General features: G+C 67.7%; 21 protein-coding genes. 13 read left to right on the top strand and 8 right to left on the bottom strand.

The genetic code is table 11. From position 1 onward, the window contains the following. Positions 1-2: 2 nt before the first annotated feature. Positions 3-854, bottom strand: a complete 852-nt coding sequence (gene motA, locus F3I16_RS04960; RefSeq protein ID WP_160489344.1) for a flagellar motor stator protein MotA — start codon at positions 852-854, stop codon at positions 3-5. Positions 855-972: 118 nt separating this feature from the next. Between motA and F3I16_RS04955 the strand changes: the two genes are divergently transcribed. The 7 genes from F3I16_RS04955 (at position 973) to F3I16_RS04925 (ending at position 10,544) form a co-directional block, all read left to right on the top strand. Then, positions 973-2,490 (top strand): HDOD domain-containing protein, encoded by a 1,518-nt coding sequence (locus F3I16_RS04955; protein WP_160492601.1) that lies wholly within the window; start codon positions 973-975, stop codon positions 2,488-2,490. 87 nt (positions 2,491-2,577) lie between these two features. Then, entirely contained in the window at positions 2,578-3,393 is an 816-nt protein-coding gene (locus F3I16_RS04950) for a rhodanese-like domain-containing protein (RefSeq protein ID WP_160492600.1), read from the top strand. Positions 3,394-3,405: 12 nt separating this feature from the next. Further along, complete coding sequence (gene asd / locus F3I16_RS04945; RefSeq protein ID WP_160492916.1) at positions 3,406-4,275, top strand: archaetidylserine decarboxylase; 870 nt, start codon at positions 3,406-3,408, stop codon at positions 4,273-4,275. A gap of 3 nt (positions 4,276-4,278) precedes the next feature. After that, positions 4,279-5,280: an HPP family protein gene (locus tag F3I16_RS04940; RefSeq protein ID WP_256670068.1), complete on the top strand. Its 1,002-nt coding sequence runs from the start codon at positions 4,279-4,281 to the stop codon at positions 5,278-5,280. 134 nt (positions 5,281-5,414) lie between these two features. Continuing rightward, the gene (locus F3I16_RS04935) at positions 5,415-7,223 is read left to right on the top strand and encodes a molecular chaperone (protein ID WP_160492599.1); all 1,809 of its coding nucleotides are present in this window, start codon (positions 5,415-5,417) and stop codon (positions 7,221-7,223) included. A gap of 65 nt (positions 7,224-7,288) precedes the next feature. Further along, positions 7,289-9,355 (top strand): EAL domain-containing protein, encoded by a 2,067-nt coding sequence (locus F3I16_RS04930; RefSeq protein ID WP_160492598.1) that lies wholly within the window; start codon positions 7,289-7,291, stop codon positions 9,353-9,355. A gap of 115 nt (positions 9,356-9,470) precedes the next feature. Next, positions 9,471-10,544 carry an NAD(P)-dependent alcohol dehydrogenase gene (locus F3I16_RS04925; protein ID WP_160492597.1) on the top strand — a complete coding sequence of 358 codons (1,074 nt, stop codon included), beginning with the start codon at positions 9,471-9,473 and terminating at the stop codon, positions 10,542-10,544. Positions 10,545-10,577: 33 nt separating this feature from the next. On the opposite strand, the gene serB is transcribed toward F3I16_RS04925, so the two are convergent. Next, the gene (gene serB / locus F3I16_RS04920; protein WP_160492596.1) at positions 10,578-11,792 is read right to left on the bottom strand and encodes a phosphoserine phosphatase SerB; all 1,215 of its coding nucleotides are present in this window, start codon (positions 11,790-11,792) and stop codon (positions 10,578-10,580) included. Positions 11,793-11,958: 166 nt separating this feature from the next. On the opposite strand from serB, the gene F3I16_RS04915 reads away from it, so the two are divergent. Then, complete coding sequence (locus F3I16_RS04915; RefSeq protein ID WP_160492595.1) at positions 11,959-13,491, top strand: AhpA/YtjB family protein; 1,533 nt, start codon at positions 11,959-11,961, stop codon at positions 13,489-13,491. Beyond that, positions 13,488-14,042 (top strand): metal-dependent hydrolase, encoded by a 555-nt coding sequence (locus tag F3I16_RS04910; RefSeq protein ID WP_160492594.1) that lies wholly within the window; start codon positions 13,488-13,490, stop codon positions 14,040-14,042. The genes F3I16_RS04915 and F3I16_RS04910 overlap by 4 nt, the downstream gene beginning before the upstream one ends. On the opposite strand, the gene waaA is transcribed toward F3I16_RS04910, so the two are convergent. Beyond that, positions 14,010-15,290: a lipid IV(A) 3-deoxy-D-manno-octulosonic acid transferase gene (gene waaA, locus F3I16_RS04905; protein ID WP_160492593.1), complete on the bottom strand. Its 1,281-nt coding sequence runs from the start codon at positions 15,288-15,290 to the stop codon at positions 14,010-14,012. The genes F3I16_RS04910 and waaA overlap by 33 nt on opposite strands. 140 nt (positions 15,291-15,430) lie before the next feature. On the opposite strand from waaA, the gene F3I16_RS04900 reads away from it, so the two are divergent. Genes F3I16_RS04900 through F3I16_RS04890 form a run of 3 tightly spaced genes read left to right on the top strand, consistent with a single transcriptional unit; the run spans position 15,431 to position 18,393 of the window. Beyond that, positions 15,431-16,606 (top strand): FAD-dependent oxidoreductase, encoded by a 1,176-nt coding sequence (locus F3I16_RS04900; RefSeq protein ID WP_160492592.1) that lies wholly within the window; start codon positions 15,431-15,433, stop codon positions 16,604-16,606. Continuing rightward, positions 16,603-17,421: an aldo/keto reductase gene (locus F3I16_RS04895; RefSeq protein ID WP_160492591.1), complete on the top strand. Its 819-nt coding sequence runs from the start codon at positions 16,603-16,605 to the stop codon at positions 17,419-17,421. The genes F3I16_RS04900 and F3I16_RS04895 overlap by 4 nt, the downstream gene beginning before the upstream one ends. A 48-nt stretch (positions 17,422-17,469) precedes the next feature. Then, entirely contained in the window at positions 17,470-18,393 is a 924-nt protein-coding gene (locus F3I16_RS04890) for a metal ABC transporter ATPase (protein ID WP_160492590.1), read from the top strand. 100 nt (positions 18,394-18,493) lie between these two features. Here F3I16_RS04890 and hldE read toward each other — a convergent pair whose 3' ends face one another. Then, a complete protein-coding gene (gene hldE / locus F3I16_RS04885; RefSeq protein WP_160492589.1) occupies positions 18,494-19,915 on the bottom strand; it encodes a bifunctional D-glycero-beta-D-manno-heptose-7-phosphate kinase/D-glycero-beta-D-manno-heptose 1-phosphate adenylyltransferase HldE in 1,422 nt (473 codons plus the stop codon). Between the two features lie 117 nt (positions 19,916-20,032). Next, the gene (gene msbA / locus F3I16_RS04880) at positions 20,033-21,856 is read right to left on the bottom strand and encodes a lipid A export permease/ATP-binding protein MsbA (protein WP_160492588.1); all 1,824 of its coding nucleotides are present in this window, start codon (positions 21,854-21,856) and stop codon (positions 20,033-20,035) included. A gap of 34 nt (positions 21,857-21,890) precedes the next feature. Between msbA and F3I16_RS04875 the strand changes: the two genes are divergently transcribed. Beyond that, entirely contained in the window at positions 21,891-22,505 is a 615-nt protein-coding gene (locus F3I16_RS04875; protein WP_160492587.1) for a lipopolysaccharide kinase InaA family protein, read from the top strand. Here the strand turns inward: F3I16_RS04875 and F3I16_RS04870 are convergent. The 3 genes from F3I16_RS04870 to F3I16_RS04860 are packed head-to-tail and all read right to left on the bottom strand — an operon-like array spanning position 22,475 to position 25,594. Next, positions 22,475-23,293, bottom strand: a complete 819-nt coding sequence (locus tag F3I16_RS04870; RefSeq protein WP_160492586.1) for a lipopolysaccharide core biosynthesis protein — start codon at positions 23,291-23,293, stop codon at positions 22,475-22,477. The genes F3I16_RS04875 and F3I16_RS04870 overlap by 31 nt on opposite strands. Continuing rightward, positions 23,290-24,450 carry an O-antigen ligase gene (locus F3I16_RS04865; RefSeq protein WP_160492585.1) on the bottom strand — a complete coding sequence of 387 codons (1,161 nt, stop codon included), beginning with the start codon at positions 24,448-24,450 and terminating at the stop codon, positions 23,290-23,292. Before F3I16_RS04865 ends, F3I16_RS04870 begins: the two co-directional genes overlap by 4 nt. Before the next feature lie 34 nt (positions 24,451-24,484). Further along, positions 24,485-25,594: a capsular biosynthesis protein gene (locus F3I16_RS04860; protein WP_160492584.1), complete on the bottom strand. Its 1,110-nt coding sequence runs from the start codon at positions 25,592-25,594 to the stop codon at positions 24,485-24,487. Positions 25,595-25,636 lie beyond the last annotated feature (42 nt).

Here is a 25,636-nt window from a genome sequence, read left to right as displayed (position 1 = left end):
CCTTAGTTACCGCGCATGGCCTGCTCGAGCTCGCTGAAGCTCGGCCGGTGCGCGGGAAACAGCACCTTGCGCCCGAACTCCACAGCCAGCGTCGGCGGCATGCCGGAAGCGGAAGCCACCAGCGTGGCCTTGATCGCCTCGTACAGGTTCAGTTCTTCCTTGGCATCGTGTTCCAGGGCACCGGAGAGCGGGCCGAAGAAGCCGTAGGAGGCGAGGATGCCGAGGAAGGTCCCGACCAGGGCGGTACCGACCTTCTCGCCGATCTGCGCGTTGTCCGCGGAGGCGAGGATCGACATGGTGATCACGATGCCCAGCACCGCCGCGACGATACCCATGGCCGGCATGCCGTCGGCCACCTTGGCCACCGCATGGGCCGGGTGTTCCAGCTCTTCCTTGAGGCCGTTGAGCTCCATGTCGAAGAGGTTCTCCAGCTCGTGCGGCGCCATGTTGCCGGACGACATGATGCGCAGGTAATCGCAGATGAAGGCGGTCATCCCCGCATCCTTGAGCACCGAGGGGTACTTGCTGAAGATCGGGCTGGCGTTGGGGTCTTCGACATCCGCCTCGATGGCCATCATGCCTTCGCGGCGACTCTTGTTGAGAATTTCGTAGAGCAGCTTCAGCACCTCCAGGTAGAAGGTGTGGGTGAAGCGCGAGCTGAACATCTTCAACGACTTCTTGAAGACGGTCATGAAGGTGCTGCCCGGGTTGGCCTGCAGGAAGGCGCCCAGGGCGGCGCCGCCGATGATCATCACCTCGAAGGGGTGGATCAGCGCCATGAACTTGCCGCCGGACAGGATGAAGCCGCCGAGCACGCTGCCGAATACGACCAAGATGCCGAGGATTTTTGCCATGGGAGATGAGCTTGAAGAGTCAGTCGGAAGGGTTATGCAAAACAACCCTTCTATTTATCGGAAGTATTGCGCCAGACTATAGGCAGTAAAGGCGAAAAGCCAGTTTGGCTCAATCTGCATGCCCACTTCCAAAGCCGCTCCACGCACCCTCGACGCCTGGCTCAAGCAGCTGGACGCCATTCGCCTGCCGGTTGCCGCCGACCAGCACGAACGCGTACGCCGCACCCTGGTCGACAGCCGCCGCTCGCTGCGCGAGATCGCCGAGCAGATGCAGCACAGCCCGGCCATCGCCCTGCTGCTGCTGCGCGAAGCCAATCGCAGCAGCAACAGCTTCAGCGAGCCGGCGGAGAGCCTGGAGATGGCACTCAACCGCCTCGGCCTGAGCCGCGCCGAGACCCTGCTGAACCAGATGCCGGTGGTCGACGAGGCGCAGATCCCCCTGGCCCTGCGCCAGCTGCTGCTGATCAGCCAGCACGCCTCGCAGCAGGCCAACGGCCTGTTCGCCAACCGCCTGGCCCGCCTGTGGCAGGAGATCCACTGGGGCAGCCTGCTGTTCCTCGCCCCGCTGTGGCCACTGGTCATGGCCTACCCGCAGCTGTTCGAGGCCTGGGAGCGGCGGGTGCTGGGCCAGGGCGAGCCGGCCAGCCGGGTCGAGCGCGAACTGCTCGGCGCGCCCCTGCTGCAGCTGTGTCTGGCCCTGGCCCGCCACTGGCGCCTGCCGGAATGGATAGTCCAGGGCTACCGCCTGCTGGTCGCGGACCGCCGCCTGCTGGTCAAGGCCCTGCATATCGCCCACGACAACGAACACCCCCTGCACCAGCAGCAGTTGCTCGATGCCGACCCGCACCTGCGCCGCTGGCTGACCCTGCCGGGCAACAGCATCCTGCTGGCCAACGGCCTGGCGCTCTCCGCCCACCACAACTGGAGCTGCCAGCACCACCTGCGCTGGCAGCGTCTGACCGGGCTGTACCTGCACGTGGCCCTCGGCGAGCTGCAGCCGCTGGTGCACCAGCAGGCCGTACACAGCGCCCACCAGCATGCCCAGCCCGGCCTCTGGCACCCCGCCGAGGCCCTGCTCTGGCCCTGGGACGGCTGCCGCCTGCAGCACCGGCCCCCGCCCGCGGCAGTCAAGGGCGAGCTGGAACTGTGGAAGGAGCATTGCGCACGCCTGCTGGCCAACCCGTCCGGCTTCGCCAACGTGCTGCAGCTGACCGATTGCGCACGCGGCGCCCTGCAGGCCGCCGGCATGCAGCGCATCCTGGTGCTGCTGGCCGACCGCACGCAGAGCCGGCTGATGACCCAGCAGGCCGCCGGCCTGCCGGCGGAAGCCGCCCAGCTGCGCCTCGACCCGGCGCACAGCCAGGTACTCCAGCGCCTGCTCAGCCAGCCCGGGCAACTGCGCCTGAGCCCGGCCAATATCGCCCAGTTCTCCGCCCTGCTGCCGGGCAGCCTGAAGGCCCTGTTCAGCGGCGAGCACCTGCTGCTGCGCTCGCTGGCCAGCAACGGCCGGGTGGTGATGCTGCTGGTGGCCGACCAGCAGGGCGCCCCGATCAGCGACAGCCAGCTGCAGGTGTTCGCCAAGACCGCCCAGTGCATCGAGCGTGCCCTGGCCAGCTTTGCCCGCCGCGGCACCTAGGGTCTGTTGCCGTTTCGTTCGCGAACCGCGAACAGACCCTGGTCTTCCGCTACAATCGCGCCTTTTCCCCGTTGCCGGAGGCTTCCCATGTCCGCCTTCTCCACCCTGCCGCTGGTCATCGAACCGGCCGAGCTGGCCGCGCGCCTGCAGGCCGCCGAGTTGATCCTGGTCGACCTGAGCAGTGCCGCGCGCTATGCCCAGGGGCATATTCCCGGCGCCCACTGGGTCGACAGCAAGCGCACCCAGCTGGGCCTGCCACCGGCGCCCGGCCTGCTGCCGGAGCGGGCGCAGCTGGAAGCCCTGTTCGGCGAACTGGGCCATCGCCCGGACGCGGTCTACGTGGTCTACGACGACGAGGGCGGCGGCTGGGCCGGGCGCTTCATCTGGCTGCTCGACGTGATCGGCCACCGCCACTACCACTACCTCAACGGCGGCCTGCAGGCCTGGCTCGGCGAAGGCCGCGAACTCAGCCAGGCCCAGCCGGCCGCCGGCACCGCGCAGGTCAGCCTGACCCTGCACGACGCGCCCACCGCCAGCCGCGAATACCTGCAGAGCCGCCTGGGCGCCAGCGACCTGGCGATCTGGGACGCGCGCTCGCCCGCCGAATTCAGCGGCGAGAAAGTCCTGGCCGCCAAGGGCGGGCATATTCCGGGGGCCGTCAACTTCGAGTGGACCGCCGGCATGGACGCCCAGCGCGACCTGCGCATCCGCACCGACCTGGCCGCGGTACTCGCCCGACTGGGCATCACCCCGGACAAGGAACTGATCACCCACTGCCAGACCCACCGCCGCTCGGGCTTCACCTACCTGGCGGCCAAGGCCCTCGGCTACCCGCGGGTCAAGGCCTACGCCGGCTCCTGGTCCGAGTGGGGCAACCATCCCGACACCCCGGTCGAGTCTTAACCGATTCAAGGAATCTTCATGAAACAGCGCCTGTTCATCCTCAGCCAGTACCTGCTGCCGCACCACCTGCTGTCGCGCCTGATCGGCTGCGCCGCCGAATGCCGCGCCGCCTGGTTCAAGGACCGCCTGATCGGCTGGTTCGCCAAGCAGTACCAGGTCAACATGAGCGAGGCCCAGGTCGAAGACCTGACGGCCTACGAGCACTTCAACGCCTTCTTCACCCGCGCCCTGAAAGACGGCGCGCGCCAGCTGGACGCCAGCCCCGGCGCCATCCTCAGCCCCGCCGACGGCGCGGTCAGCCAGCTCGGGCCGATCGAGCAGGGCCGCTGCTTCCAGGCCAAGGGCCACAGCTTCAGCGTGCTGGAGCTGCTGGGCGGCGACGTCGAGCGCGCCAGCCCGTTCATGGGCGGCGACTTCGCCACCATCTACCTGTCGCCCAAGGACTACCACCGCGTGCACATGCCGCTGGCAGGAACGCTGCGCGAGATGGTCTACGTGCCGGGCCGGCTGTTCTCGGTCAACCAGACCACCGCGGAGAACGTCCCCGAGCTGTTCGCCCGCAACGAGCGGGTGGTCTGCCTGTTCGACACCGAGCGCGGGCCGATGGCCGTGGTGCTGGTCGGCGCGATGATAGTCGCCAGCATCGAGACGGTCTGGGCCGGCCTGGTCACCCCGCCCAAGCGCGAGCTGAAAACCACCCGCTACGACGAGGCCGCGCGCGCGCCGATCGAGCTGGACAAGGGCGGCGAACTGGGCCGCTTCAAGCTGGGCTCGACCGCCATCGTGCTGTTCGGCCCGCAGCAGGTGCAGTGGGCCGAGGGCCTGGTCGCCGGCAGCCCGGTACGCATGGGCCAGGCCCTGGCCATGCCGCGCAACGCCTGAGGCATGGCCCAGCAACAGACACCGGGCAGCCCCACGCACTACCTGCTGCGCCTGCTGGGCTGGGGCAATGACGCCACCAGCCACCTGGAGAAGTTCCTCGCCGGCCTCGGCGCCTTTGCCGGCATCGGCCTGATCTATGCCGTGACCCACTGGCTGCTGCCCAGCGACGCGGCCTTCTGGGTCATCGCCTCGATGGGCGCCAGCGCCGTGCTGCTGTTCGCCGTGCCGCACGGCGCGCTCTCGCAGCCCTGGGCGGTCATCGGCGGGCACGGGCTGTCGGCGCTGATCGGCGTCGCCTGCCAGCAGCTCTGGCCGCAGGCCGCCTTCACCCCGGCCCTGGCGGTGGCCCTGGCCATCCTGGTGATGCAGTACGCGCGCTGCATCCACCCGCCCGGCGGCGCCACCGCGCTCAGCGCGGTGATCGGCGGCAGCGCCATCCACGACCTCGGCTTCGCCTTCGTCATCAGCCCGGTGCTGCTGAATGTCGCCGTGATCCTGCTGGTCGCCGTGCTGTTCAACTGCCTGTTCCCCTGGCGCCGCTACCCGGCCGCCCTGGCCCGCCAGCCGCTGCCGCCCAGCGTCCCGGGCGGGCTCAGCGCCGAAGACTTCTACCACGCCCTGCGCCAGGTCGATTCCTACCTGGACATCCGCTTCGACGACCTGCTGGAAATCGTCCAGCTGGCCCAGCAGCATGCCCAGGCCCAGCTCCTGCAGGGCGGCGACATCCTCCTCGGTGCCTGCTACAGCAACACCCGGCCGGGCAACACCTGGGCGGTGCGCCAGGTGATCGATGCCGGCAAGCCGGGCCGCGGCCTGCGCGACCAGGTGATCTACAAGGTGGTCGCCGGCGCCGGCATGGGCAATACCGGCGTCTGCCGGCGCCAGGACATGGCGGCCTGGGCCACCAGCGCGGTGCTGCGCGTCGGCGATGGCTGGGTACGCGTCAGCCCGGCCGAATCGGCCAGCGCCGCCGGACTCTCCCCGCCCGGGAACGGCCAGGCGTAACGCCGGTCACAACTAACGCGCCGGCCACCGGCGCCTGGCTGCAGGGCCGGTGCGATGCTGTTAGAGTTGCGCGGAACCTGGACAGAACGGCCTGGCGCAGCACTCGCTGCATGAGCCCGCGGACAACATCGAGCATGGATAAACAGAGCCCCCATCTGCACTTGCGCGTCCCCGTACCGGACCAGCCGGGCCTGTCGCTGTTCGAGCCCACGCCACGCGAGCTCAAGCGCTGGCTCGCCGGCCTGCCCAAGGCCAACATCGGCGAAACGGCCCGCCAGCTGTACCAGAGCCTGACCGAGCTCAACCAGCTGATCACCCCGGCGGACAACCGTCTGCACCTGCTCGAACTGCTGCGCCCCGAGGTGCACTTCGTCTGTCGCCATCTGGAGCGGCACTTCCTCAACCAGTCCATCGTGCTCGACGAACGCCCGCGCAAGGTCGCCAACCTCTGCCAGGCGCTGCAGAATCACCTGGCCATCGGCTACAAGCTGGTCATCACCCAGGAGCTCGCGCACTTCAGCAAGGAGCGCGCGCCGCTGCTCACCGCCGCCCTGCAGCGCGCCAGCCACAGCCTGCTCGGCCCCTTGGTGCGCGCCAGCCAGCTGTACTGCCCGGTGCCGGAAGGCCTGTGGCTGGAACTCCACCAGTTGCAGCGCATCGCCCGCCAGTACGCCCTGCAGCACGTGCAGGTGCGCGATGCGCTGGCGCACAACGGCAAGAGCCTGAGCCAGGAACAGACCTACCTGGCCGCCCTGCTGCTGGGTTGTGCCCGCTGCAACCAGTTGCGCCAGAACAGCATCGCCCGCCTGGCCGAGGCACTGGAAGACTGGACGCCGCTGGTCAGCCTGCAGGCTGCCGAGCAGCCGCACAGCCTGTTCGTCATCGCCCCCCAGCAGGATGGCCCGCCGCGCTACAAGTCCCTGCTCAAGGACCACGAGCTGCACAACCTGCTGGGCCTGGACCCGCACCGCCTGGTCGACGCCATCAAGGAACACCTGTTGCTGCCCGCCGACAGCCACGAGGCGCAGCGCCTGCCCGTGCCGGAAGGCATGAGCCCGGACCTGCTGCAGCACCTCAGCGCGGCCTGGGGCGAAATCTCCGAGCGCACCTTCCAGCGCAGCCAGGGCAAGGGCAGCCTGACCCTGTGCATCGGCATGAGTGCGGTGCACTTCTTCGTCGGCGGGCAGCAGAGCTTCAACGAGCTGCTCAGACGCCCCGAAGAACCGAAAACCGCACAGTTCAACCTCCACGCGCAGCACAAGGCGGATATCTGGACCACCGCCTTCGATGCCCAGCCGACCAGCAACTGGGAACGCGGCCTGAGCATGGAAGACATCCAGTACAAGGCCACCAGCGCCAAGGTCGGCACGGAGCCAGACGGCAAGAGCGAGAGCTACCCGCTGTTCGAGCTGAGCATCGTCAACCACAGCCCCGGCGGTTACTGCCTGAGCTGGGCCAGGGAAGTCCCGGGGCAGATGCAGGCCGGCGAACTGCTCGGCATCCAGGATCTGCCGGGGCAAGGCTGGAGCGTGGCCGTGGTGCGCTGGATCCGCCAGGTGCGCGGCGGCGGCACGCAGATGGGCATCGAGCTGATCGCACCGCAGGCACAGGCCTGCGGCCTGCAGCTGGTGCGCAAGAGCGAGCAGAGCAGCCAGTACCTGCGCGCCCTGCTGCTACCGGCGATCGCCGCCATTTCCCGCCCGGCGACGCTGCTCGCACCGCGCCTGCCGTTCCAGGTCGGCAACAAGGTCAGCATCAACCTGCACGGCCAGGAATTGCGCGCCATACTCAGCCGGCGACCAACCAGCACCGGCAGCTTCAGCCAGTTCGAATACCGCCTGCTGGAGCAGCACAGCCCGGCTGCCGGGACGCCGGTCACAGCTCAAGGACGCGCCACGCCGAGCGGGGAGGAAGATTTTGACTCGCTCTGGAAGTCGCTGTAGATTCCAAGACCCCACATTTTGTCGCCCTTTTTCGCCCCTTCTTCGGCGCATTCCTAGCAAATACCATGGCCATCGAAAAAAAAACCATCCGCCTGCTGATTCTTGAAGACTCGCAGAACGAGGCCGAGCGACTCGTCAGTCTGTTCCGCAATGCCGGGCGCGCCACCCGCGTGCACCGCATCACCTCGAGCGACAACCTGGCCGAAGCCCTGCAACAGAGCTGGGACCTGCTGATCACCGCCCCCACCAGCGAACACCTCGAGCCCAGCGAAGCGATTACCGCGATTCGCCGCCAGGCCAAGGACATCCCGATCATCCTGCTGGTGGCCGGCAACGACTCCGAAGACATCACCGAGGCCCTGCAACTCGGCGCCCAGGACGCCATCCCGCAGGGCGAGGACGAGCGCCTGATCCTGGTGGCCAACCGCGAGCTGGCCAACCTGGAAGAACGCCGCGCGCGGCGAGTCGCCGAGGTGGCCCTGCGCGAAGCGGAGAAGCGCTGCCAGCTGCTGCTGGAAAGCTCGGTGGATGCCATCACCTACGTGCACGACGGCATGCACATCTACGCCAACCGCGCCTACCTGCAGCTGTTCGCCTACGAGGATGCCGACGAGCTGGAAGGCATGCCGATGATCGACCTGATCGCCGCGCAGGACCAGGGCGCCTTCAAGGACTTCCTCAAGAACTACAGCAGCGACGGCAGCGCCGAGCTGGCCTGCACCGGGATCAAGGCCAACGGCAAGGGCTTCCAGGCGCGCATGAGCTTCTCCCCCGCCACTTACGACGGCGAGCCCTGCATCCAGGTGGTGATCCGTGCCGAGAGCGGCAACGCCGAGCTGGAAGAGAAGCTGCGCGAGATCAGCAGCCAGGACCTGGTCACCGGCCTGTTCAACCGCACCCACTTCCTCGGCCTGATGGACGCCGCCGCCGAGCGTGCGGTGAATGCCGGCGTGCCGTCGAGCCTGGCCTACATCCGCATCGACCGCTATACCGCGATGGTCGGCGAAGTCGGCCTGGCGGGCATCGACCTGCTGCTCACCGACCTGGGCAACCTGCTGCGCCACCACTTCGCCGCCGACGCCCAGCTGGCGCGCTTCGCCGATGACGTGTTCAGCGTGCTGCTGCCCGGCCTGGCGCCGGAGCAGACCCAGGAGCAACTCGGCAGCCTGCTGAAGAAGGTCGAGGGGCATCTGTTCGACGTCAACGGCCGCACGGTGCAGACCACCCTGTCGATCGGCGTCGCCGGGCTCAACGAGAAGACCGCCCGCGCCCAGGACGTGGTCGACCGCGCCCACCGCTGCGCCGACGAACTCGGCGACGGCAACGCAGTCAAGCTGTACAATCCGGCCGACGAACTGGCCGCGGCGGCCAGCCGCGGCAGCCTGGTGGCGATGGTCCAGCAGGCCCTGGAAAACAACAGTTTCCGCCTGCTGTTCCAGCCGGTCATCAGCCTGCGCGGCGACAGCGACGAACACTACGAGGTGCTGCTGCGCCTGCTCAGTCCGCAAGGCCAGGAAGTACCCCCGGCCGAATTCCTCGCCGCCGCCAGGGACGCCGGGCTGGCCGAGAAGATCGACCGCTGGGTGATCCTCAACTCGATCAAGCTGCTCGCCGAGCACCGCAGCAAGGGCCACAGCACCCGCCTGTTCGTGCACCTGTCGACCAGCAGCCTGCAGGACCAGACCCTGCTGCCCTGGCTCAGCGTGGCGCTCAAGGCCGCCCGCCTGCCATCGGACACCCTGGTCTTCCAGATCAGCGAACCCGATGCGATCGCCTACCTGAAGCAGGCCAAGGCCCTGACCCAGGGCCTCGCCGAGCTGCACTGCAAGGTGGCCCTGGGCCAGTTCGGCTGCGCGCTGAACCCGTTCAACACCTTCAAGTACCTCAACGTCGACTTCGTCAAGGTCGACGGCTCGTTCACCCAGGACCTGTCCCAGGCCGAGAACCAGGAGGCCCTGAAAACCCTGCTGGCCAGCCTGCACGCCCAGGCCAAGCTGACCATCGTGCCCTTCGTCGAGAGCGCCAGCGTGCTGGCGACCCTCTGGCAGGCCGGGGTCAACTACATCCAGGGCCACTACCTGCAGGGCCCCAGCCAGTCGATGGACTACGACTTCTCGGCCGGCGACGAGTAAGGCATGGCAGGCGCGGCCGGGCGATTGCCCGGCCACGCCCATTGATCCCGGTCACCTCCCCGCCACAACGGCCGCCTAGACTGTACGCTCCACTCGCGCGCACAGGACTCCCGCCATGGCCATGATGAAAGCCGCCGTTTTCGTAGCCCCCGGACGCATCGAGCTGCAGGACAAGCCGATCCCGGAAGTGGGCCCCGACGATGCCCTGGTGCGCATCACCACTACCACCATCTGCGGCACCGACGTGCACATCCTCAAGGGCGAATACCCGGTCGCCAAGGGCCTGACCATCGGCCACGAACCGGTGGGCATCATCGAGAAACTCGGGCGCAACGTGCGCGGCTACCAGGAGGGCCAGCGGGTGATCGCCGGCGCCATCTGCCCGAACTTCTCCTCCTACGCCAGCCAGGACGGGCTGTCCTCCCAGGACGGCGGCTGCAGCTGCCACGGCTACAAGCCCATGGGCGGCTGGCGCTTCGGCAACAGCATCGACGGCACCCAGGCCGAATACGTGCTGGTGCCAGACGCCCAGGCCAACCTGGCACCGGTACCGGATGCGCTGAGCGACGAGCAGGTGCTGATGTGCCCGGACATCATGTCCACCGGTTTCGCCGGCGCCGAAGCGGCCAAGATCAAGATCGGCGATATCGTGGTGGTCTTCGCCCAGGGCCCGATCGGCCTGTGCGCCACTGCCGGCGCCAAGCTGCGCGGCGCCAGCACCATCATCGCGGTGGACGGCGTCGACTCGCGCCTGGCGATCGCCCGGCAGATGGGCGCGGATGTCACCCTCAACTTCCGCAACGTCGATGTGGTCGAGGAAATCCTCAAGCTCACCGGTGGCCGCGGCGTGGATGCCGCCATCGAGGCCCTGGGCCTGCAAGCCACTTTCGAGAGCGCCCTGCGCGTGCTCAAGCCGGGCGGCACCCTGTCCAGCCTGGGCGTGTACTCCAGCGACCTGGTCATTCCGCTGGGCGCCTTCCATGCCGGCCTCGGCGACCACAAGATCGTCACCTCGCTCTGCCCCGGCGGCAAGGAGCGCATGCGCCGCCTGCTCAACGTGGTGGCCTCGGGGCGCGTCGATCTCGGCCCGCTGGTGACCCACCAGTACGCGCTGGACGACATCGAGGCCGCCTATGAGTTGTTCGCCAACCAGCGCGACGGCGTCTTGAAAATCGCCATCAAACCCTGAGCCGGATGCCGGGGGCCCAGGCTCCCGGCCAGGTCACTCGTGGCCGTCGCGGTCGCGGAAACCGAGCAGGTAGAGGATGCCATCCAGGCCCAGGGTGGAGATCGCCTGCTTGGCCGACTGCTTGACCAGCGGCTTGGCGCGGAAGGCCACGCCGAGGCCGGCCAAGCCGAGCATCGGCAGGTCGTTGGCGCCGTCGCCGACGGCGATGGTCTGCTCCAGGCGCAAGCCTTCCTTGGCCGCCAGCTCGCGCAGCAGGTCGGCCTTGCGCTGGGCGTCGACGATCGGCTCGACCACCTGGCCGGTGACCTTGCCATCGACGATCTGCAGTTCGTTGGCGAACACGTAGTCGATGCCCAGCTTGGCCTGCAACTGCTTGGCGAAGTAGGTGAAACCGCCGGAGAGGATGGCGGTCTTGTAGCCCAGGCGCTTGAGCTCGGCGAACAGCACTTCGGCGCCTTCGGTCAGGCGCAGCGTGGCGCCGACTTCGGCCAGCACGCTTTCCGGCAGGCCCTGCAGCAGGGCCATGCGCTCCTTGAAACTGGCACGAAAATCCAGCTCGCCGCGCATCGCCCGCTCGGTGATCTCGGAAACCTGCGCACCGACGCCGGCGGCCTTGGCCAGCTCGTCGATCACCTCGGCCTCGATCAGCGTCGAATCCATGTCGAACACTGCCAGGCGGCGGTTGCGGCGGAACAGCGAATCGCGCTGGAAAGCGATATCGACGTCCAGTTCCTGAGCCACGCTGAGGAACTCGGCGCGCAGCGCGGCGACATCGGCCGGCTCGCCGCGTACGGAGAACTCGATGCAGCCCTTGCCCTGGTTGGCCGGGGTATCCAGCGGCATGCGCCCGGACAGGCGATCGATATGGTCGATGTTCAGGCCGTACTTGGCGGTGATCGAGCTAACCCGCTGCAGCTGTTCGGCGGTGACCTTGCGCGTCAGCAGGGTGACGATATAGCGCGGTTTGCCCTGGCCACCGACCCACTGCTGGTAGTCGGACTCGGAAACCGGGGTAAAACGCACCTGCTGATCCAGCTTGTAGGCGGTGAACAGCACATCCTTGAGCACCGAGGAGGCCTGTTCGGTATCCGGAATCTCGACCAGGATGCCGAACGACAGGGTGTCGTGGATCACCGCCTGGCCGATGTCGAGGATATTCACCCCGCCCTGCGCCAGCACGCCGGTGATGGCCGCAGTCAGCCCGGGACGATCTTCCCCGGTGATGTTGATCAGGACGATTTCGCGCAAGGCGTTCACTCCCAGCTTGGCAGATGATCCGCACGGGGCCGGCGGCCCCATGAAAAGGCGCACATTCTAACCAGTTTCAGCGCTGCCGGGGCATGCACGGCGCTTTGCCCGCCTGGGGGTGGTGGTTATACTGCGCGGCAATTCCATTCAAGAAGAGCCGCGCTCTGTGAACCGGCCAGCCCAGGTCAAACCCGACAATTTCTTCCTGCTGCTGTTTCACGCCCTGCGCCAGCGGCGCGTGCCTCTGGCCCTGCGCATCGCCAGCCACAGCCTGCTGCTGGTGGCCCTGGCCCTGGTGATCTACGCCTGGGTGATGGGCATGCAGTTCAAGCAGGCCATGCAGCAGCAGGCCGACGCCCTCGGCCAGAGCCTGACCGTGCAGACCGCCGCCTCGGCCACCGAGCTGCTGGTGTCCAACGACATCCTCAGCCTCAACGTGCTGCTCAGCAACCTGGCGAAGAACCCGCTGGTGGCCCATGCGGCCATCTACAGCGTGGACAACCGCATCCTCGCCGAAGCCGGCTCGCGTCCGACCCAGGGCCTGCTGGGCGACACCGAAGGTCTCTACTCGACGCCGATCACCTTCCAGGAAGTGATCGCCGGGCAGCTGCGCATCAGCCTGGACATGCAGCAGTTCCAGCAGCCGATGACCATCAGCCTGCAGAGCATGGGCCTGCTCAGCCTGATCCTGCTGGCCCTGGCGCTGTCGCTGAGCCTGCGTCTGGGCCGCTACATCTCCACCCCGCTGCTGCAACTGCGCCTGTGGCTGCGTGACCCGGACGACCCGGCGCCCGGCGCCGGCCGCCAGGACGAGATCGGCGACCTCGCCCGCCAGCTGCAGGCCCGCCTGGTGCCGGAAAGACCAGCGGTGGTGGCGCCCGCCGCCGCTGACGACTTCGCCGACGAGCAGGCGTTCTACGTCGACGAGCACGCCGAGCCCGAGTTCCGCGCAACCGACCTCCACGAACCGGACTTCGACGAGCAGGCCGGCGACTACCTCGAACAGGGCGAGCCGCAGCAGCTGGCCGAGGACGATCCCTTCGCCGACCTGCGCCCGGTCGAGGACAGCACACCGCCGGAGGCCGCCGCCGCAGACTTCGCCGAGACGCCGGCCAGTGCGCCGGTGCTCAGCGCCGTGCTGGCCATCCAGCTCGGCGCCCAGGAGCAGCTGCGCCATCTGCCGCGCTCGCGCCTGCTGGAACTGCTGCAGCGCTACCGCGACTGCCTGGAACAGGCCGCCGCGCTGTACCAGGGCAAGCTGTACACCCTCAACGACGGCAGCAGCCTGATGCTGTTCAGCAGCGCCCACAGCGGCGAGGACTACCTGACCCACGCCCTGTGCTGCGGCGAACTGATGCGCGCCCTCGGCCATGCCCTGCAGATCGAGGTCGCGGACAGCGGCATCACCCTGCAACTGCAGCTGGGCCTGACCTGCAGCGACCAGGAAATCATCCCCAGCCAGGCCGAACTGCTGCTCAGCGAAGCGGCCCAGGACGCCCTGGCCCTGTCCCAGCACAGCCGCAACCTGCTGCTGGTGCAGCGGGCGATCGGCGATGACCCGCTGCTGCGCCAACGCGCACGCATCCGCCCGATCGCCAGCCCGGAAGGCGCCAGCTGCGTCGAGCGCCTGCTCGAACCCTACCCCTCGCTGCTGGAACGCCAGCTGACCCGCATGCACGAGCACCGCGGCCAGCCGTGACCACCCTGATCACCCACCCGCTGCCGCTGCTGGCCGTCGGGCTGGCCCTCGGGGCACGGGTGATTCCGCCGCGCCTGTTGCTGGCCGGCCTGTTCTGTACCCTGCTGCCGGATGCCGACGTGCTGGCGTTCAAGCTGGGCATCGCCTATAGCGACGCGTTCGGCCACCGCGGCTTCAGTCATTCCCTGCTGTTTGCCGGCCTCAGCGGAGTGCTAGGCGCACTGTGCTGCCGCCTGCTCGGCTGCGGCCCGCTCAAGGCCGGCGCCTGGATCGCCCTGGCAAGCGCCTCGCACAGCCTGCTGGATGCGGCCACCGACGGCGGCCTGGGCGTCGCCTGGCTGTGGCCATGGAGCGAACAGCGCTTCTTCCTGCCCTGGCGGCCGATCGAGGTGTCGCCGTTCGTGCGCGGCTTCTTCAGCACCCGCGGCCTGGCCGTGCTGGCCAGCGAGGCGCGCTGGGTCTGGCTGCCCTGCCTGGCCCTGGCGCTGGGCGGCATCGCCCTGCGCGCGTGGCTGGCCTCAGGCCGGCGCGTGCGGCAAGAGGCGCTCTAGGCCGTCGAGCAGGCGGCCCAGCGCGCCCTGGTTGGCGCGCAATACGCCCAGCCCGCCCGCGGCCATCTGCGCGGCCCGCTCGGGCTCGGCGAACAGCTGCTGCAGGGCGCCCAGCAACTCCCCGGCATCGCGCACCTGCAGCAGATCGCCGGCGGCCCGCAGCTGGCTGGCGATCTCGAGGAAATTGAACAGGTGCGGCCCGCTCAGCAGGGGCTTGCCCAGGGCGGCCGGCTCCAGCAGGTTGTGCCCGCCGTTCTCGACCAGGCTGCCGCCGACAAAGGCCAGGTCGGCCAGGGCATAGAGGAACAGCAGCTCGCCGAGGGTATCGCCGAGCAGCACGCGGGTCTGCGCCGACACCGCTTCCTGGCGTGAACGCCGCGCCGTGGCGAAACCTTCGCCCTGGCACAGCTCGAACACCGCGGCGAAGCGCTCCGGATGGCGCGGCACCAAGATCAGCAGCGCCGCGGGGAAGCGCGCCAGCAGCTGGCGATGGGCCGCGAGGATGATCTCGTCCTCGCCGGCATGGGTGCTGGCGGCGATCCACACCGGCCGCGCCTGCGCACCCCATTCGCCGCGCAACTGACTGGCGCGCTGCTGCAGCGCGGCATCCACCTGCAGGTCGAACTTGATCGAGCCGGTCACCGCGACGCAGCCCGGGCGCGCGCCGAGCTGGCGGAAGCGCTCGGCCTCGGCCTCGGTCTGCGCAGCGATCAGGCTCAGTTCGGCGAGCATCGGCGCGGTCAGCCCGGCAAAGCGGGCATAGCCACGCGCCGAACGCGCGGACAGCCGCGCATTGGCCAGCACCACCGGCACGCCCTGCTTGGCGCACTGGTGGATATGGTTCGGCCACAGCTCGGTTTCCATGATCAGAGCCAGTTGCGGCTGCACCCGGCGGAAAAAGCGCGCGCAGGCCCAGGGCAGGTCATAGGGCAGGTAGCAGTGCTGGATTCGGTCGCCGAACAGCGCCTGGATCCGCTCCGAGCCGGTCGGCGTCATGCTGGTGACGGTGATCGGCAGGTGCGGGTAGCGCAGCAGCAGCTCGCGGATCAGCGGTGCGGCGGCGATGCTTTCGCCCAGCGACACGGCATGCACCCAGATGCCGCCGCGGCGCAGGGGGGGCAGGCCCAGGGCGAAGCGTTCGCCGATACGCCGTGCGTAGGCCGGCGCCCGCCAGGCCCGCCACAGCAGACGCAGACAGATAATCGGCAGGGCCAGGTGCAGCAGCAGGGTATAGAGGGTTCTGTTCATGGGCGCGCAGCTTAGCAAAGGCGCGTGGCGCAATGCGCGCCAACCTGCCGGCCTGCGCTCGGCGCCATGGATCGCGGGGCCGCCGGCAGACAGCCGAGGGGGTTATACTGCGCGCCTGTTTTTTCAGCGAGCCGTTGCGCATGTCCCAAGCTCTCAGCACCGATGTCCTGATCGTTGGCGGCGGTATCGCCGGCCTCTGGCTCAATGCCCGCCTGCGCCAGCTGGGCTACGCCACCCTGCTGGTGGAAAACGCCAGCCTCGGCGGCGGGCAGAGCGTGAAGTCTCAGGGCATCATCCACGGCGGTGCCAAGTACGCCCTGCACGGTGCGCTGACCGGCGCCTCGGAGGCCATCGCCGACATGCCGCGGCGCTGGCGCGAGGCCCTGGCCGGCAACGGCGAGCTGGACCTCTGCGGCGTACGCCTGCTGTCCGAGGCCCACTACCTGTGGTCGCCGGGCAGCCTGGCCGGCAACCTGACCAGTTTCTTCGCCAGCAAGGCGGTGCGCGGGCGGGTCGACCAGGTCAAGGGCGAGCAACTGCCGCCGGCGCTGCAGCATGCGAAATTCAAGGGCAAGGTCTATCGCCTGGCCGAGCTGGTGCTCGACGTGCCCAGCCTGATCGCGCGGATGGCCACGCTCGCTGGCGACAGCCTGCTGGCCGGCCGCGAGATCGCCCCGCTGCGCGAGAACGACGAACTGGCCGGCCTGCTGGTGGATGGCCGCGAGATCCGCGCCCAGCGCGTGGTACTCAGCGCTGGCGCTGGCAATGCCGCCCTGCTCGCCGCCCTCGGCGTCGGCCAGCCGGCCCAGCAGCTGCGCCCGCTGCACATGGTGCTGGTCAAGGGCCCGAGCCTGAAGCCGCTGTACGCCCACTGCCTGGGTGGCGGGCCGAAACCGCGGGTCACCGTGACCAGCCATCCGGCGGCCGACGGCCAGTGGGTCTGGTACCTCGGTGGCGATATCGCCGAGGCCGACGGCGTGGCCCGCGACACAGCCGCACAGATCAGCGCCGCGCAGAAGGAACTGGGCGACCTGCTGCCGTGGATCGACCTGGCCGACGCACGCTGGGCCACCCTGCGCGTCGACCGCGCCGAGCCGGCGCAATCCGGCCTGGTGCGCCCGGACAATGCCTTCCTCGCCGACCAGGGCAGGCTGCTGGTCGGCTGGCCGACCAAGCTGGCCCTGGCCCCGGACTTCAGCGACCGGGTACTGGCCGCCCTGAGCCGCGACGGCATCCGCCCCAGCGCGCAAGCACCGCTGCCCGAGCTGCCGCGCCCCGCCCTGGCCCGCCCGGTGTGGGAGGAGCTGCTGCCATGAGCCTGCACGACCTGCATCGCCCACTGGGCGCGACCGGCCTGCGGGTTTCGCCGCTGGGCCTGGGCACGGTCAAGCTCGGCCGCGACCAGGGGGTGAAGTACCCCAACGGCTTCACCATTCCCGACGACGCCGCGGCGCGCAACCTGCTGGCCCAGGCCCGCGCGCTGGGCATCAACCTGATCGACACCGCGCCGGCCTACGGCGTCAGCGAACAGCGCCTCGGTCCGCTGCTGCGCGGCCAGCGCCAGGACTGGGTGATCGTCAGCAAGGTCGGCGAGGAGTTCGAGGCCGGCCAGTCGCACTACGACTTCACCCCGGCCCATGCCCGCCTGTCCCTGGAACGCAGCCTCAAGCGCCTGGAAACCGACTGCATCGACCTGCTGCTGGTGCACTCGGACGGCCGCGACCTGGCCATCCTGCGGGACAGCGGCCTCTACGAGGCGCTGGCCGGCTTCAAGCGCGAAGGCAAGATCCGCGCCTTCGGCCTCTCCGGCAAGACCGTCGAGGGCGGCCTGCTGGCCCTCGAACGGGGCGACTGCGCGATGGTCACCTACAACCTCGCCGAGCAGGGCGAGAAGCCGGTGCTCGACTATGCCGCCGCCCAGGGCAAGGGCATCCTGATCAAGAAAGCGCTGGCCAGCGGCCATGCCTGCCTGGCCGCCGGCCAGGACCCGGTGCGCGCCAGCTTCGAGTTGCTGTTCGCCCACCCGGCGGTGAGCAGCGCCATCGTCGGCACCATCAACCCGCAGCACCTGGCGGCGAACGTGGCCACCGCCGCCGCGGTGATCCGCGACTACACTGCACCGCTCCGATAAATCGCTGCCAGCCGGCAGTGCGCACCGCCCGCCGCCGCAGGAGCCGACATGCCGAGACTATTGGCCCGCAAAGACCCTGGCGCCTTCCAGACCCTGCCGCTGCAGGTCAGCGCCAGCGCGGACGGCCTGCACTATCGCAGCCAGGGCCTGCCGCTGAACTTCACGCAGATGCAGGAGCGCCGCCGCCCGATCGAGGTGGCCGACTGTCGGCAGTTCGCCGTGGAGCTGGCCAACCTCGGCGTCTCGGTGCGCCTGACTCTCAACTGGCAGGGCCGTGACTACTGGCTGCTGGTGCGCCAGCGCCGCCCGGATCGCGGCGACGTGGTGCTCAAACTGATTTCCGGCTACGTGCCGGCCCACGAGCTGAACCTGCCGCTGCTGACCGCCATCCAGGAAGTCGCCGAAGAGTGCCTGATCGAAACCGCCGATGGCTGGCTGGGCGGGCGCTTCGGCGATACCTGGCTGCCGACGCCCTACCAGCCCAGCCTGCGCTACCGCGAACGCAGCCACTTCCGCCTCGCCCCGCTGAGCGGCGCGGCACGTCCGGTGCAATGCGCCAACCTGACGCTGCTGGAGCGGCCGCAGGCCTACGTGCACCTGCCCACGGCCTCGCTGCAGCTGGTCTACGACCTGCGCCTGGAGCTGCCCCGGGACTGCCGCCAGCCCAGCCTGTTCCACGTCGACGAATGCCTGGAGGACGGCGCGCTGGTCGCCCGCCTGGAACGCCGCCGCCCCGATCTCTACCTGCTGCCACTGCACCAGGGCCGGCCGAGCGGCGAACTGTTCACCCTCCGGCGCGGCGAACTGCAGCCGACCAGCTGCCGCGGGCTGTGGCTATCGGAGAGTTTTGCCGAACAGGAAGGCTGGCTGGTGCGTGACGAGCGCATCGCATGGAAGGACTGGCAGGCGCTGCTGGGCGTGACAGAAAAACCACCCGGCCGGCGCTTCGCGCTTTCGGCTGAAGCCCTGTAGGTTGGGTTGAGCGCAGCGAAGCCCAACGGCAAACAAGCAGGTCACGACGCGGCCTGAGCCCTCACCCGCTGGGCTTCGGCGCTGTGCGCCTCAACCCAACCTACTTGCTGCGGATCTTCTCGACGATCGCGGTGGTCGAGCTGTTCTCGACCAACCCCAGCACCCGCACTTCGCCGCCATAGGCACGGACGATATCGGCACCGACCACGCCCTCGATGCCGTAGTCGCCGCCCTTGACCAGCACATCCGGCTTGATCGCGCGCAGCAGGTTTTCCGGGGTGTCCTCACTGAAGCTCACCACCCAGTCCACCGCACCGAGGCCGGCCAGCACGGCCATGCGCCGGTCGACCGCGTTGATCGGCCGGCCCGGGCCCTTCAGGCGACTGACCGAGGCATCGTCATTGACCGCCAGCACCAGGCGATCGCCCTGGGCGCGGGCCTGCTCCAGGTAGGTCACGTGACCGGCGTGGAGGATGTCGAAGCAGCCGTTGGTGAAGACGATCTTCTCGCCATGGGCGCGGGCATCCTCGATCACCACCAGCAGTTGCTCCAGGCTGACCACGCCGCGCTCGGAGCCCTGTTCGCGCTGCACCGCCCGGCGCAGTTCCGGCGCGCTGATGGCCGCGGTGCCCAGCTTGCCGACCACGATGCCGGCGGCCAGGTTGGCCAGCGCCACCGCTTGCGGCAGCTCCTCGCCGGCGGCCAGGCTGGCGGCCAGGGTGGAGATCACCGTGTCGCCGGCACCGGTGACGTCGAACACTTCGCGGGCACGGGCCGGCAGGTGCAGCGGCGCATGCTCGGGGCGCAGCAGGGTCATGCCGTGTTCGCCACGGGTGACCAGCAGCGCGCCCAGCTCCAGTTCCTGCATCAGCTTGGCGCCGCGACTGACCAGCTCGGCTTCGTCGGCGCAATGGCCGACGATGGCCTCGAATTCGCTGAGGTTCGGCGTGATCAGGCTGGCCCCGCGATAGATGGAGAAGTCCTTGCCCTTGGGGTCGGCCAGCACCGGAATGCCCTTGGCCCGCGCCAGCTGGACCAGGGCCTGGTGGTTCTGCAGCGCGCCCTTGCCGTAGTCGGACAGCACCAGCACCTTGACCCCGTCCAGCAGCGCGTCGACGTCGGCGGCCAGGGCCTCGGCATCGGTATGGAAGGGCTCCTCGAAGTCCATGCGCAGCAGCTGCTGGTGGCGGCTCATGACGCGCAGCTTGACGATGGTCGGCTGGTCGTCGATGCGCTGGAAATGCGCCTGCACGCCGGCGGCATGCAGGCTGTCGGTGAGGCTGTGGGCCGCCTCGTCGCGCCCGGTCACGCCGACCAGCAGGGCCGGGGCGCCGAGGGCGGCGATGTTCAGCGCGACGTTGGCCGCGCCGCCCGGGCGATCCTCGATCTGCTCGACCTTGACCACCGGCACCGGCGCCTCCGGGGATATCCGCGAAGTGCCGCCGTGCCAGTAACGGTCGAGCATGACATCGCCCACCACCAGAACGGGGGCTTGATCGTAACGGGGCATGGACAACTTCATGGGGACTCCGGAGCGGCAAAATCGCCGCAGATCATAACATGTGGGCGCAAACAGCCCGGCCAGCTGCGGACTTCGCGCAGCCCCGCCCTGCGGCACCTGCCGCAGGGCGGCATCCGCTCAAACTTCCTGAGCGACTGCCAGCTCGCCAGGCTCTTCGAAATGCCGGGCATGCAGGCGGGCGTAGTAGCCATTCATGGCCAACAGCTCGGCATGGGTGCCGCGCTCGACGATCTGCCCCTGATCCATCACCAGGATCAGGTCGGCCTTCTCGATGGTGCTCAGGCGGTGGGCGATCACCAGGGTCGTACGGCCCTTCATCACCTCATCCAGCGCGCCCTGGATATGCCGCTCGGACTCGGTATCCAGGGCCGAGGTCGCCTCATCGAGGATCAGCAGCGGTGCATTCTTCAGCAGCGCACGGGCAATCGCCAGGCGCTGGCGCTGGCCACCGGAGAGCAGCACGCCATTCTCGCCGACCAGGGTGTCGTAACCCTGCGGCAGCTTCTCGATGAACTCTGCGGCAAAGGCGGCTTCGGCAGCCTTGCGCACGGCCTCCTGCGGGGCCCCGGCCAGGTCGCCGTAGGCGATGTTGTTGCTCACGCTGTCGTTGAACAGGGTGACGTGCTGGGTCACCAGGGCAATGTGCCGGCGCAGGTTGCGCAGGCCGTACTGTTCGACATCCAGGCCATCCAGCAGGATCTGCCCGTGTTCGTGGTGATAGAAGCGCGGGATCAAGCTGGCCAGGGTCGACTTGCCGCTGCCGGAACGACCGACCAGGGCGACCATCTGCCCCGGCTCGGCGACGAAGGAGATGTTGTTCAGCACCGGTTTCTCGGCACCTGGGTACTGGAAGGTCAGGTCACGCACCTCGAGACGGCCGCTGACCCGCTCGCGCTGCTCGGTACCGCGGTCGACTTCCTGCTCTTCGTCGAGCTGCTCGAAGATGCTCTCGGCACCCGCCACCCCACGCTGGATGGTCGAACTGACTTCGGACAGCTGGCGAATCGGCTTGGGCAGCAGCCCCGCCAGGGTGATGTAGGCCACCAGGTCGCCCGCCGAGGCATCGCCACGCATGTACAGGACCATAAACATCAGCACTGCCATGGCGCTGTAGATCACCAGTTGCAGCATGGGCGTATACACCGCGCCGGTCTTGACCATGCGCAGCTGCTTGCGGCGGTTGTCATCGGTCACCGCCAGGAAGCGTGCCCGCTCGTATTCCTCGCCACCGAAGCTGCGCACCACGCGATAGCCCTGGATGGTTTCCGACGCGACGTGGGTGACGTCGCCCATGGCCACCTGGATCTTCTTGCTCTGCTTGCGGAATTTACGGCTGGCGCTGGTGACCATCAGCCCGATCACCGGAAGAATGGCCAGCATGACCAGGGTCAGCTTCCAGTTCATCCACAGCAGGGACGCGAACAGGAAGATGACCGTCATGCCTTCGCGCACCACCACCTTGATCGCATCGGTGGCCGCCCCGGTGACCATGGTGACGTTGTAGGTGATGCGAGAAATCAGATGGCCCGAGTTGTGGTTGTCGAGGTAGCGGTTGGGCAAGGTCAGGAGATTGTTGAACAGGGTGACGCGCAAATCGTGCACCAACCCCAGCGAGACCCGCGCCAGGAAATAGTTACCCAGGAAAGAACCGATACCCTGCCACAGGGCGATCAGCACGATCAGCAGTGGCACGACCTGAACCAGCTTCAGCTGGACGAGAAAAGGCACGTCCTGCAGATACGGCACGGCGGCAAAGAAGCTGGCATCCGGATTGGCCAATCCATCGACGAAATACTTCAGGATGTAGCCGAACATGGGCTGGGTAGACGCAAAAATCAGAAAGCCGAGGAGACTGATCGCGAATAGCCCGGAATAGGGCAGGACATATTTCAGCAACCGCAAGTAAACCTTGAGACCGGATTGCTGGGTAGAATTGGCCATTCGGCACGCCTCGTACGACGACTAGAGAGACAAGATGCGGATTGTAACAGCGAACGAATTACAAGATTGGCTAAGCCAGGGCGAGGTGCTGGAAAAAGACAGTCACGGGGTGAAGGTGGTTCGCCTGGCCGATGGCAAGATCCTGAAAATATTCCGCAGCCGCCGCCATCCGCTGCTCGCCAGGCTACGCCCCGACGCCCGCCGCTTCAGCGAACATGCCAGCCGCCTGCAGAGCCTGGGCATCCAGACTCCGCAGATCCTCGAGCTCGGCTGGATAGAACGCAACAAAGCCGTCAGCGCCTGCATCTACCAGCCCCTGGAAGGCCAGCCGCTGGACAAGCTATTCCGCGATTCCCGCCGGCAATTCGATGCGCTGCTGCCGCAACTGGCGGCCTATATCCACGGCCTGCATCAACGTGGCATCTATTTCCGCTCCCTGCACCTGGGCAATATCCTGCGCACCCCGGATGGCAGCTTCGGCCTCATCGACTTCCTCGACCTGCGCTTCAAGGGGCGCCCGCTGGGGCGCATGCTGGTGCGGCGCAACTTCCGCCATCTGCACAGCTACCTGCAGCGGCGCAAGGTAGCGCTGTTTCCCTGGAATGAGCTGCTGGCCGCCTACGAGCTGGCGAGCAAGCGATCCAACTGATCCAGACCGAGCTTGGGCACGATCCGCGCAGGCAAGCGGCTGTGCGGTGACAGGTTGAACACCTGGAAGTCCGGTTTGATCACCCTCTCAGCCAGCAGCTCGAAGCAGGGCAGGATGTAATCGTCGTAGTCGCCATCGAGGCGACTGCGCACCGCATCGCCGCCCTGCTCGTAGAAGCGGCCCTTGCTCGAATCGAGATCCATGCCGACCAGGAAAACCTGGCGGAACCCCAGGTGGTAGGCCATCTGGACTCCGGCGTAAGGGATGGTCCTGCTGCTGAAATACCCCTTCTCCAGATTGCGGCTGAAGCCGATGCGATTGGGTTTCTGACGGAACCAGGAAAACCCGCACTCGAAGTCCGGATCACGCCGCGCCATTCGAGCAAACGCCCGGTCGCCCAGCGCCTCACCCCCTTCCGGCGGACGATTTACCCGTTCGAAGTCGTATACCGAACGGCCATCCAGCGCGTGAGGCTCGCGTTCCAGCAACGTCTCGATCACGCGCGGACTCAGGGCCAGATTTTCGGCCAGCGCGGCGGCTTGCAGCAGCAGCGGTAAACGATTGCGCACGAAACTGCTGTCATCGCAGAGATAAAAATACGGGGCGATAGCCGCCTCGGCGAAGCAGCTGATCGAACCGTTCATGGCCAGCATGGGGTAACTGGCATAGCGCTGCAGCGGGAAGTCTTTGACCGACGGCCCCGAGGCGATGATAAAGACCGCACCCTGCCGGGTGCTGCGCAACGCGGCAAAGGAACGCAGAGGCGCATGGGTTGCTGGCGACATCATTTTCCTGTTCTTTCTTGAAGGCTGGATGCTGGATTAAGGCCACCGGCCGGCTGCCGCGAGGCAAGCACCAGGCTCAGGGCGATCGGCAGCCAGGTAATCAACCAGTCGGCATTGGGCTTGAGCCACAGGCCGATGCCATCGGTTAGCAGGGCCACGCTGGAGAATACCCAAAGCGCCAGCAGCGCCCGCCCCAGGGGTTCCGCTCGGTTCTGCCAGCCACGCCAGGCGACGCAGCCCCAGAGCAGGGCAAACAGCAGCAGCCCGGGCAAGCCCAGGCGGATGGCCAAGTCCAGGTACATATTGTGTGGATGCTTGAACACCAGCCCGGTGCCTGGTACCGCGATTTCGTAGGTATTGAAACCGAGCCCCAACAGCCAGCTCTCCCCCAGGTGGCGCATGCCGCCGGCAAACAGTTCGGGCCGGTATGACCCCCCTCGCTGCAACAGGATCTCCGGCGCCAGCAGGGCCGCCAGCAGGCCTCCAGCCAATAGCGTTACAGCAGCCCAGGCACTGAAACGCCGCGGCCTAACAAAAGCCATGACCAGCAACGTGGCAAACAATGCCAACCACACCCCGCGGGTCTGGCTAAAGCCCAGAAAGGCCAGGTAGCCGAGCCCGCTTACCAGCCAAAGCACCGACCAAAGTGCACCTCGTGGCCGCTGGAAGAGAAAGACGCCCATAACGGCCAAAGCGCCCACCGCATGGGCGGCCATGATCGCTGTATCCCAAAGACCTATGGCAATCAAGCGCTGCCCCTGCGGATGGGGAGAGGACCACCGGAAATACAGCACGGACACCAGTGCACCCAGGCCACCGAGCAGAGCCGCAGCGCGGAGCAGCCCTTCGAACGACCACTGGCCACGGGCAGCCAACAGCACACCGAGCTGGGATAGCAGGATATACACGGGCAGTTTGGCATCGCGGCCCAGGTCCTCACCGCCCTGCGCCAACAGCACTACCAGGGTCCACAGGGACAGCGCCACGAACAGCAGCAGCTCCGGCAGCCTTAGCCACACACAGAAATCGCGTCGCCCCAGGGCCAGCAGCGCCGGCAGCCATAGCAGGGCAATCAGGGCCTGGTGATAGAGCTTGTTGCTGGGCAGCACCCAGGCCCCGCAGAGCAGCACCAGCAACCCCAGCGAGGCCCAGCGCGACAATCGCGGCAACGCCAGCAGCTCGGCCGGCCGCACGTTATCGCCCCAGCCGCTGCATCCGGCTCGCTACCCGCTGCAACTGCGCCACATCGGCATTCAACCAGCCACCCTCGACACAGTATTCGCCAGCCATGTAGCGCAGAAAGTTCTCGCGGATGCGCTCATCCAGCGACCAGTCGGGGAATGCACGAACCCGAGCCATCAGCTCGTCGGCGGAGTCCGCATGGGTGACCAGCCCCGGGATATTGAAGAACGCCTGCCCGAGGGTCAGCACCGGCTTGCCGAGCAGGATGCTTTCCAGCCCCACGGTCGAGTTCAGCGTGATGACGAACTGGCTCGCCTGGATCAGCGCCTGGGTATTGTTGCCATTGGCGAACAGCAGCCGCTCATTGCTGCGCGCATGCAGCTCCGGATAGGACTCTCGGCTGGCGGGGTGCTCCTTGAACACCACCGTCATGCCGGTCTCGGCCGCCAGGCGCTCACCCAGGGCGAATAGCTGACGCATATCCGCGACCCAGGGGGAGAACAGCCGCACCTGGGTGTCGCGGTCATCCTGGAACGGGATGAAGACGAAACGCTCGGGCAGCGCGATCACCGGCAGCCCGGTATTGCGCGGTTTGCGCGGCACCAGCGCCAGCTCTGCGCTGGCGGCGCCCTCCGGCGCCTGGTAGTCGCGGAAGAAGGCGGCATCGCGCGGCACCGAGTTGCGGTAGTTGACGCCCTTGGTATCCAGTGTCGTGGTGTTCGGCAGCAGGCCATTCTCGAAGAAGAACGTCTGGCAGTCCTGCGGCAGCAGCGCCAACAGCAGCTGGCAATAGCGGTGCGAGCCGTTCCACATCGCCACATTGACGGGCTTTTCACGCAGCAGCAAAGCCTGTACGCGCAGAGCCAACCAGGCCAGTTCCAGACGCAGCAACAGCTTGTACAGCCCGCCCTCGTACTTGCGCTTGACCCGCCGCTCGTGGCACTTCTCCTCAATCAACTGCGCCCAGTTGATGCGCTTGATCACATGCGGCAATTGCCAGGGCCTTGGCCAGGGCATCTGGGCGGGAACCACCACCTTGCCCTCGAGTGTCGTTTCATCGAGCAGGCGCTGGAAATACAGGCGTTGATGCTTGGCCAGGGCGAAGAATAAAACCTTGTTCATCTCTTGATCTCGATAGCTTCAATTCACTCGGGGCCTACACCC

It is taken from the genome of Pseudomonas sp. L-22-4S-12, from assembly GCF_009799935.1.
GTDB lineage: Bacteria > Pseudomonadota > Gammaproteobacteria > Pseudomonadales > Pseudomonadaceae > Aquipseudomonas.
Note: the sequence above shows the minus strand (reverse complement) of the source record. Positions and strands in the feature narration are given on the sequence as shown.

Bases quoted from the DNA above. Each gene is read 5' to 3' on its own strand.
- F3I16_RS04890 (WP_160492590.1), top strand. From the start codon at position 17,470: ATGCCGAGACTATTGGCCCGCAAAGACCCTGGCGCCTTCCAGACCCTG.
- F3I16_RS04940 (WP_256670068.1), top strand. From the start codon at position 4,279: ATGGCCCAGCAACAGACACCGGGCAGCCCCACGCACTACCTGCTGCGC.
- F3I16_RS04895 (WP_160492591.1), top strand. From the start codon at position 16,603: ATGAGCCTGCACGACCTGCATCGCCCACTGGGCGCGACCGGCCTGCGG.
- F3I16_RS04925 (WP_160492597.1), top strand. From the start codon at position 9,471: ATGGCCATGATGAAAGCCGCCGTTTTCGTAGCCCCCGGACGCATCGAG.
- F3I16_RS04950 (WP_160492600.1), top strand. From the start codon at position 2,578: ATGTCCGCCTTCTCCACCCTGCCGCTGGTCATCGAACCGGCCGAGCTG.
- msbA (WP_160492588.1), bottom strand. From the start codon at position 21,856: ATGGCCAATTCTACCCAGCAATCCGGTCTCAAGGTTTACTTGCGGTTG.
- F3I16_RS04860 (WP_160492584.1), bottom strand. From the start codon at position 25,594: ATGAACAAGGTTTTATTCTTCGCCCTGGCCAAGCATCAACGCCTGTAT.
- F3I16_RS04875 (WP_160492587.1), top strand. From the start codon at position 21,891: ATGCGGATTGTAACAGCGAACGAATTACAAGATTGGCTAAGCCAGGGC.
- hldE (WP_160492589.1), bottom strand. From the start codon at position 19,915: ATGAAGTTGTCCATGCCCCGTTACGATCAAGCCCCCGTTCTGGTGGTG.
- F3I16_RS04870 (WP_160492586.1), bottom strand. From the start codon at position 23,293: ATGATGTCGCCAGCAACCCATGCGCCTCTGCGTTCCTTTGCCGCGTTG.
- F3I16_RS04900 (WP_160492592.1), top strand. From the start codon at position 15,431: ATGTCCCAAGCTCTCAGCACCGATGTCCTGATCGTTGGCGGCGGTATC.
- F3I16_RS04935 (WP_160492599.1), top strand. From the start codon at position 5,415: ATGGATAAACAGAGCCCCCATCTGCACTTGCGCGTCCCCGTACCGGAC.
- motA (WP_160489344.1), bottom strand. From the start codon at position 854: ATGGCAAAAATCCTCGGCATCTTGGTCGTATTCGGCAGCGTGCTCGGC.
- F3I16_RS04955 (WP_160492601.1), top strand. From the start codon at position 973: ATGCCCACTTCCAAAGCCGCTCCACGCACCCTCGACGCCTGGCTCAAG.
- waaA (WP_160492593.1), bottom strand. From the start codon at position 15,290: ATGAACAGAACCCTCTATACCCTGCTGCTGCACCTGGCCCTGCCGATT.
- F3I16_RS04930 (WP_160492598.1), top strand. From the start codon at position 7,289: ATGGCCATCGAAAAAAAAACCATCCGCCTGCTGATTCTTGAAGACTCG.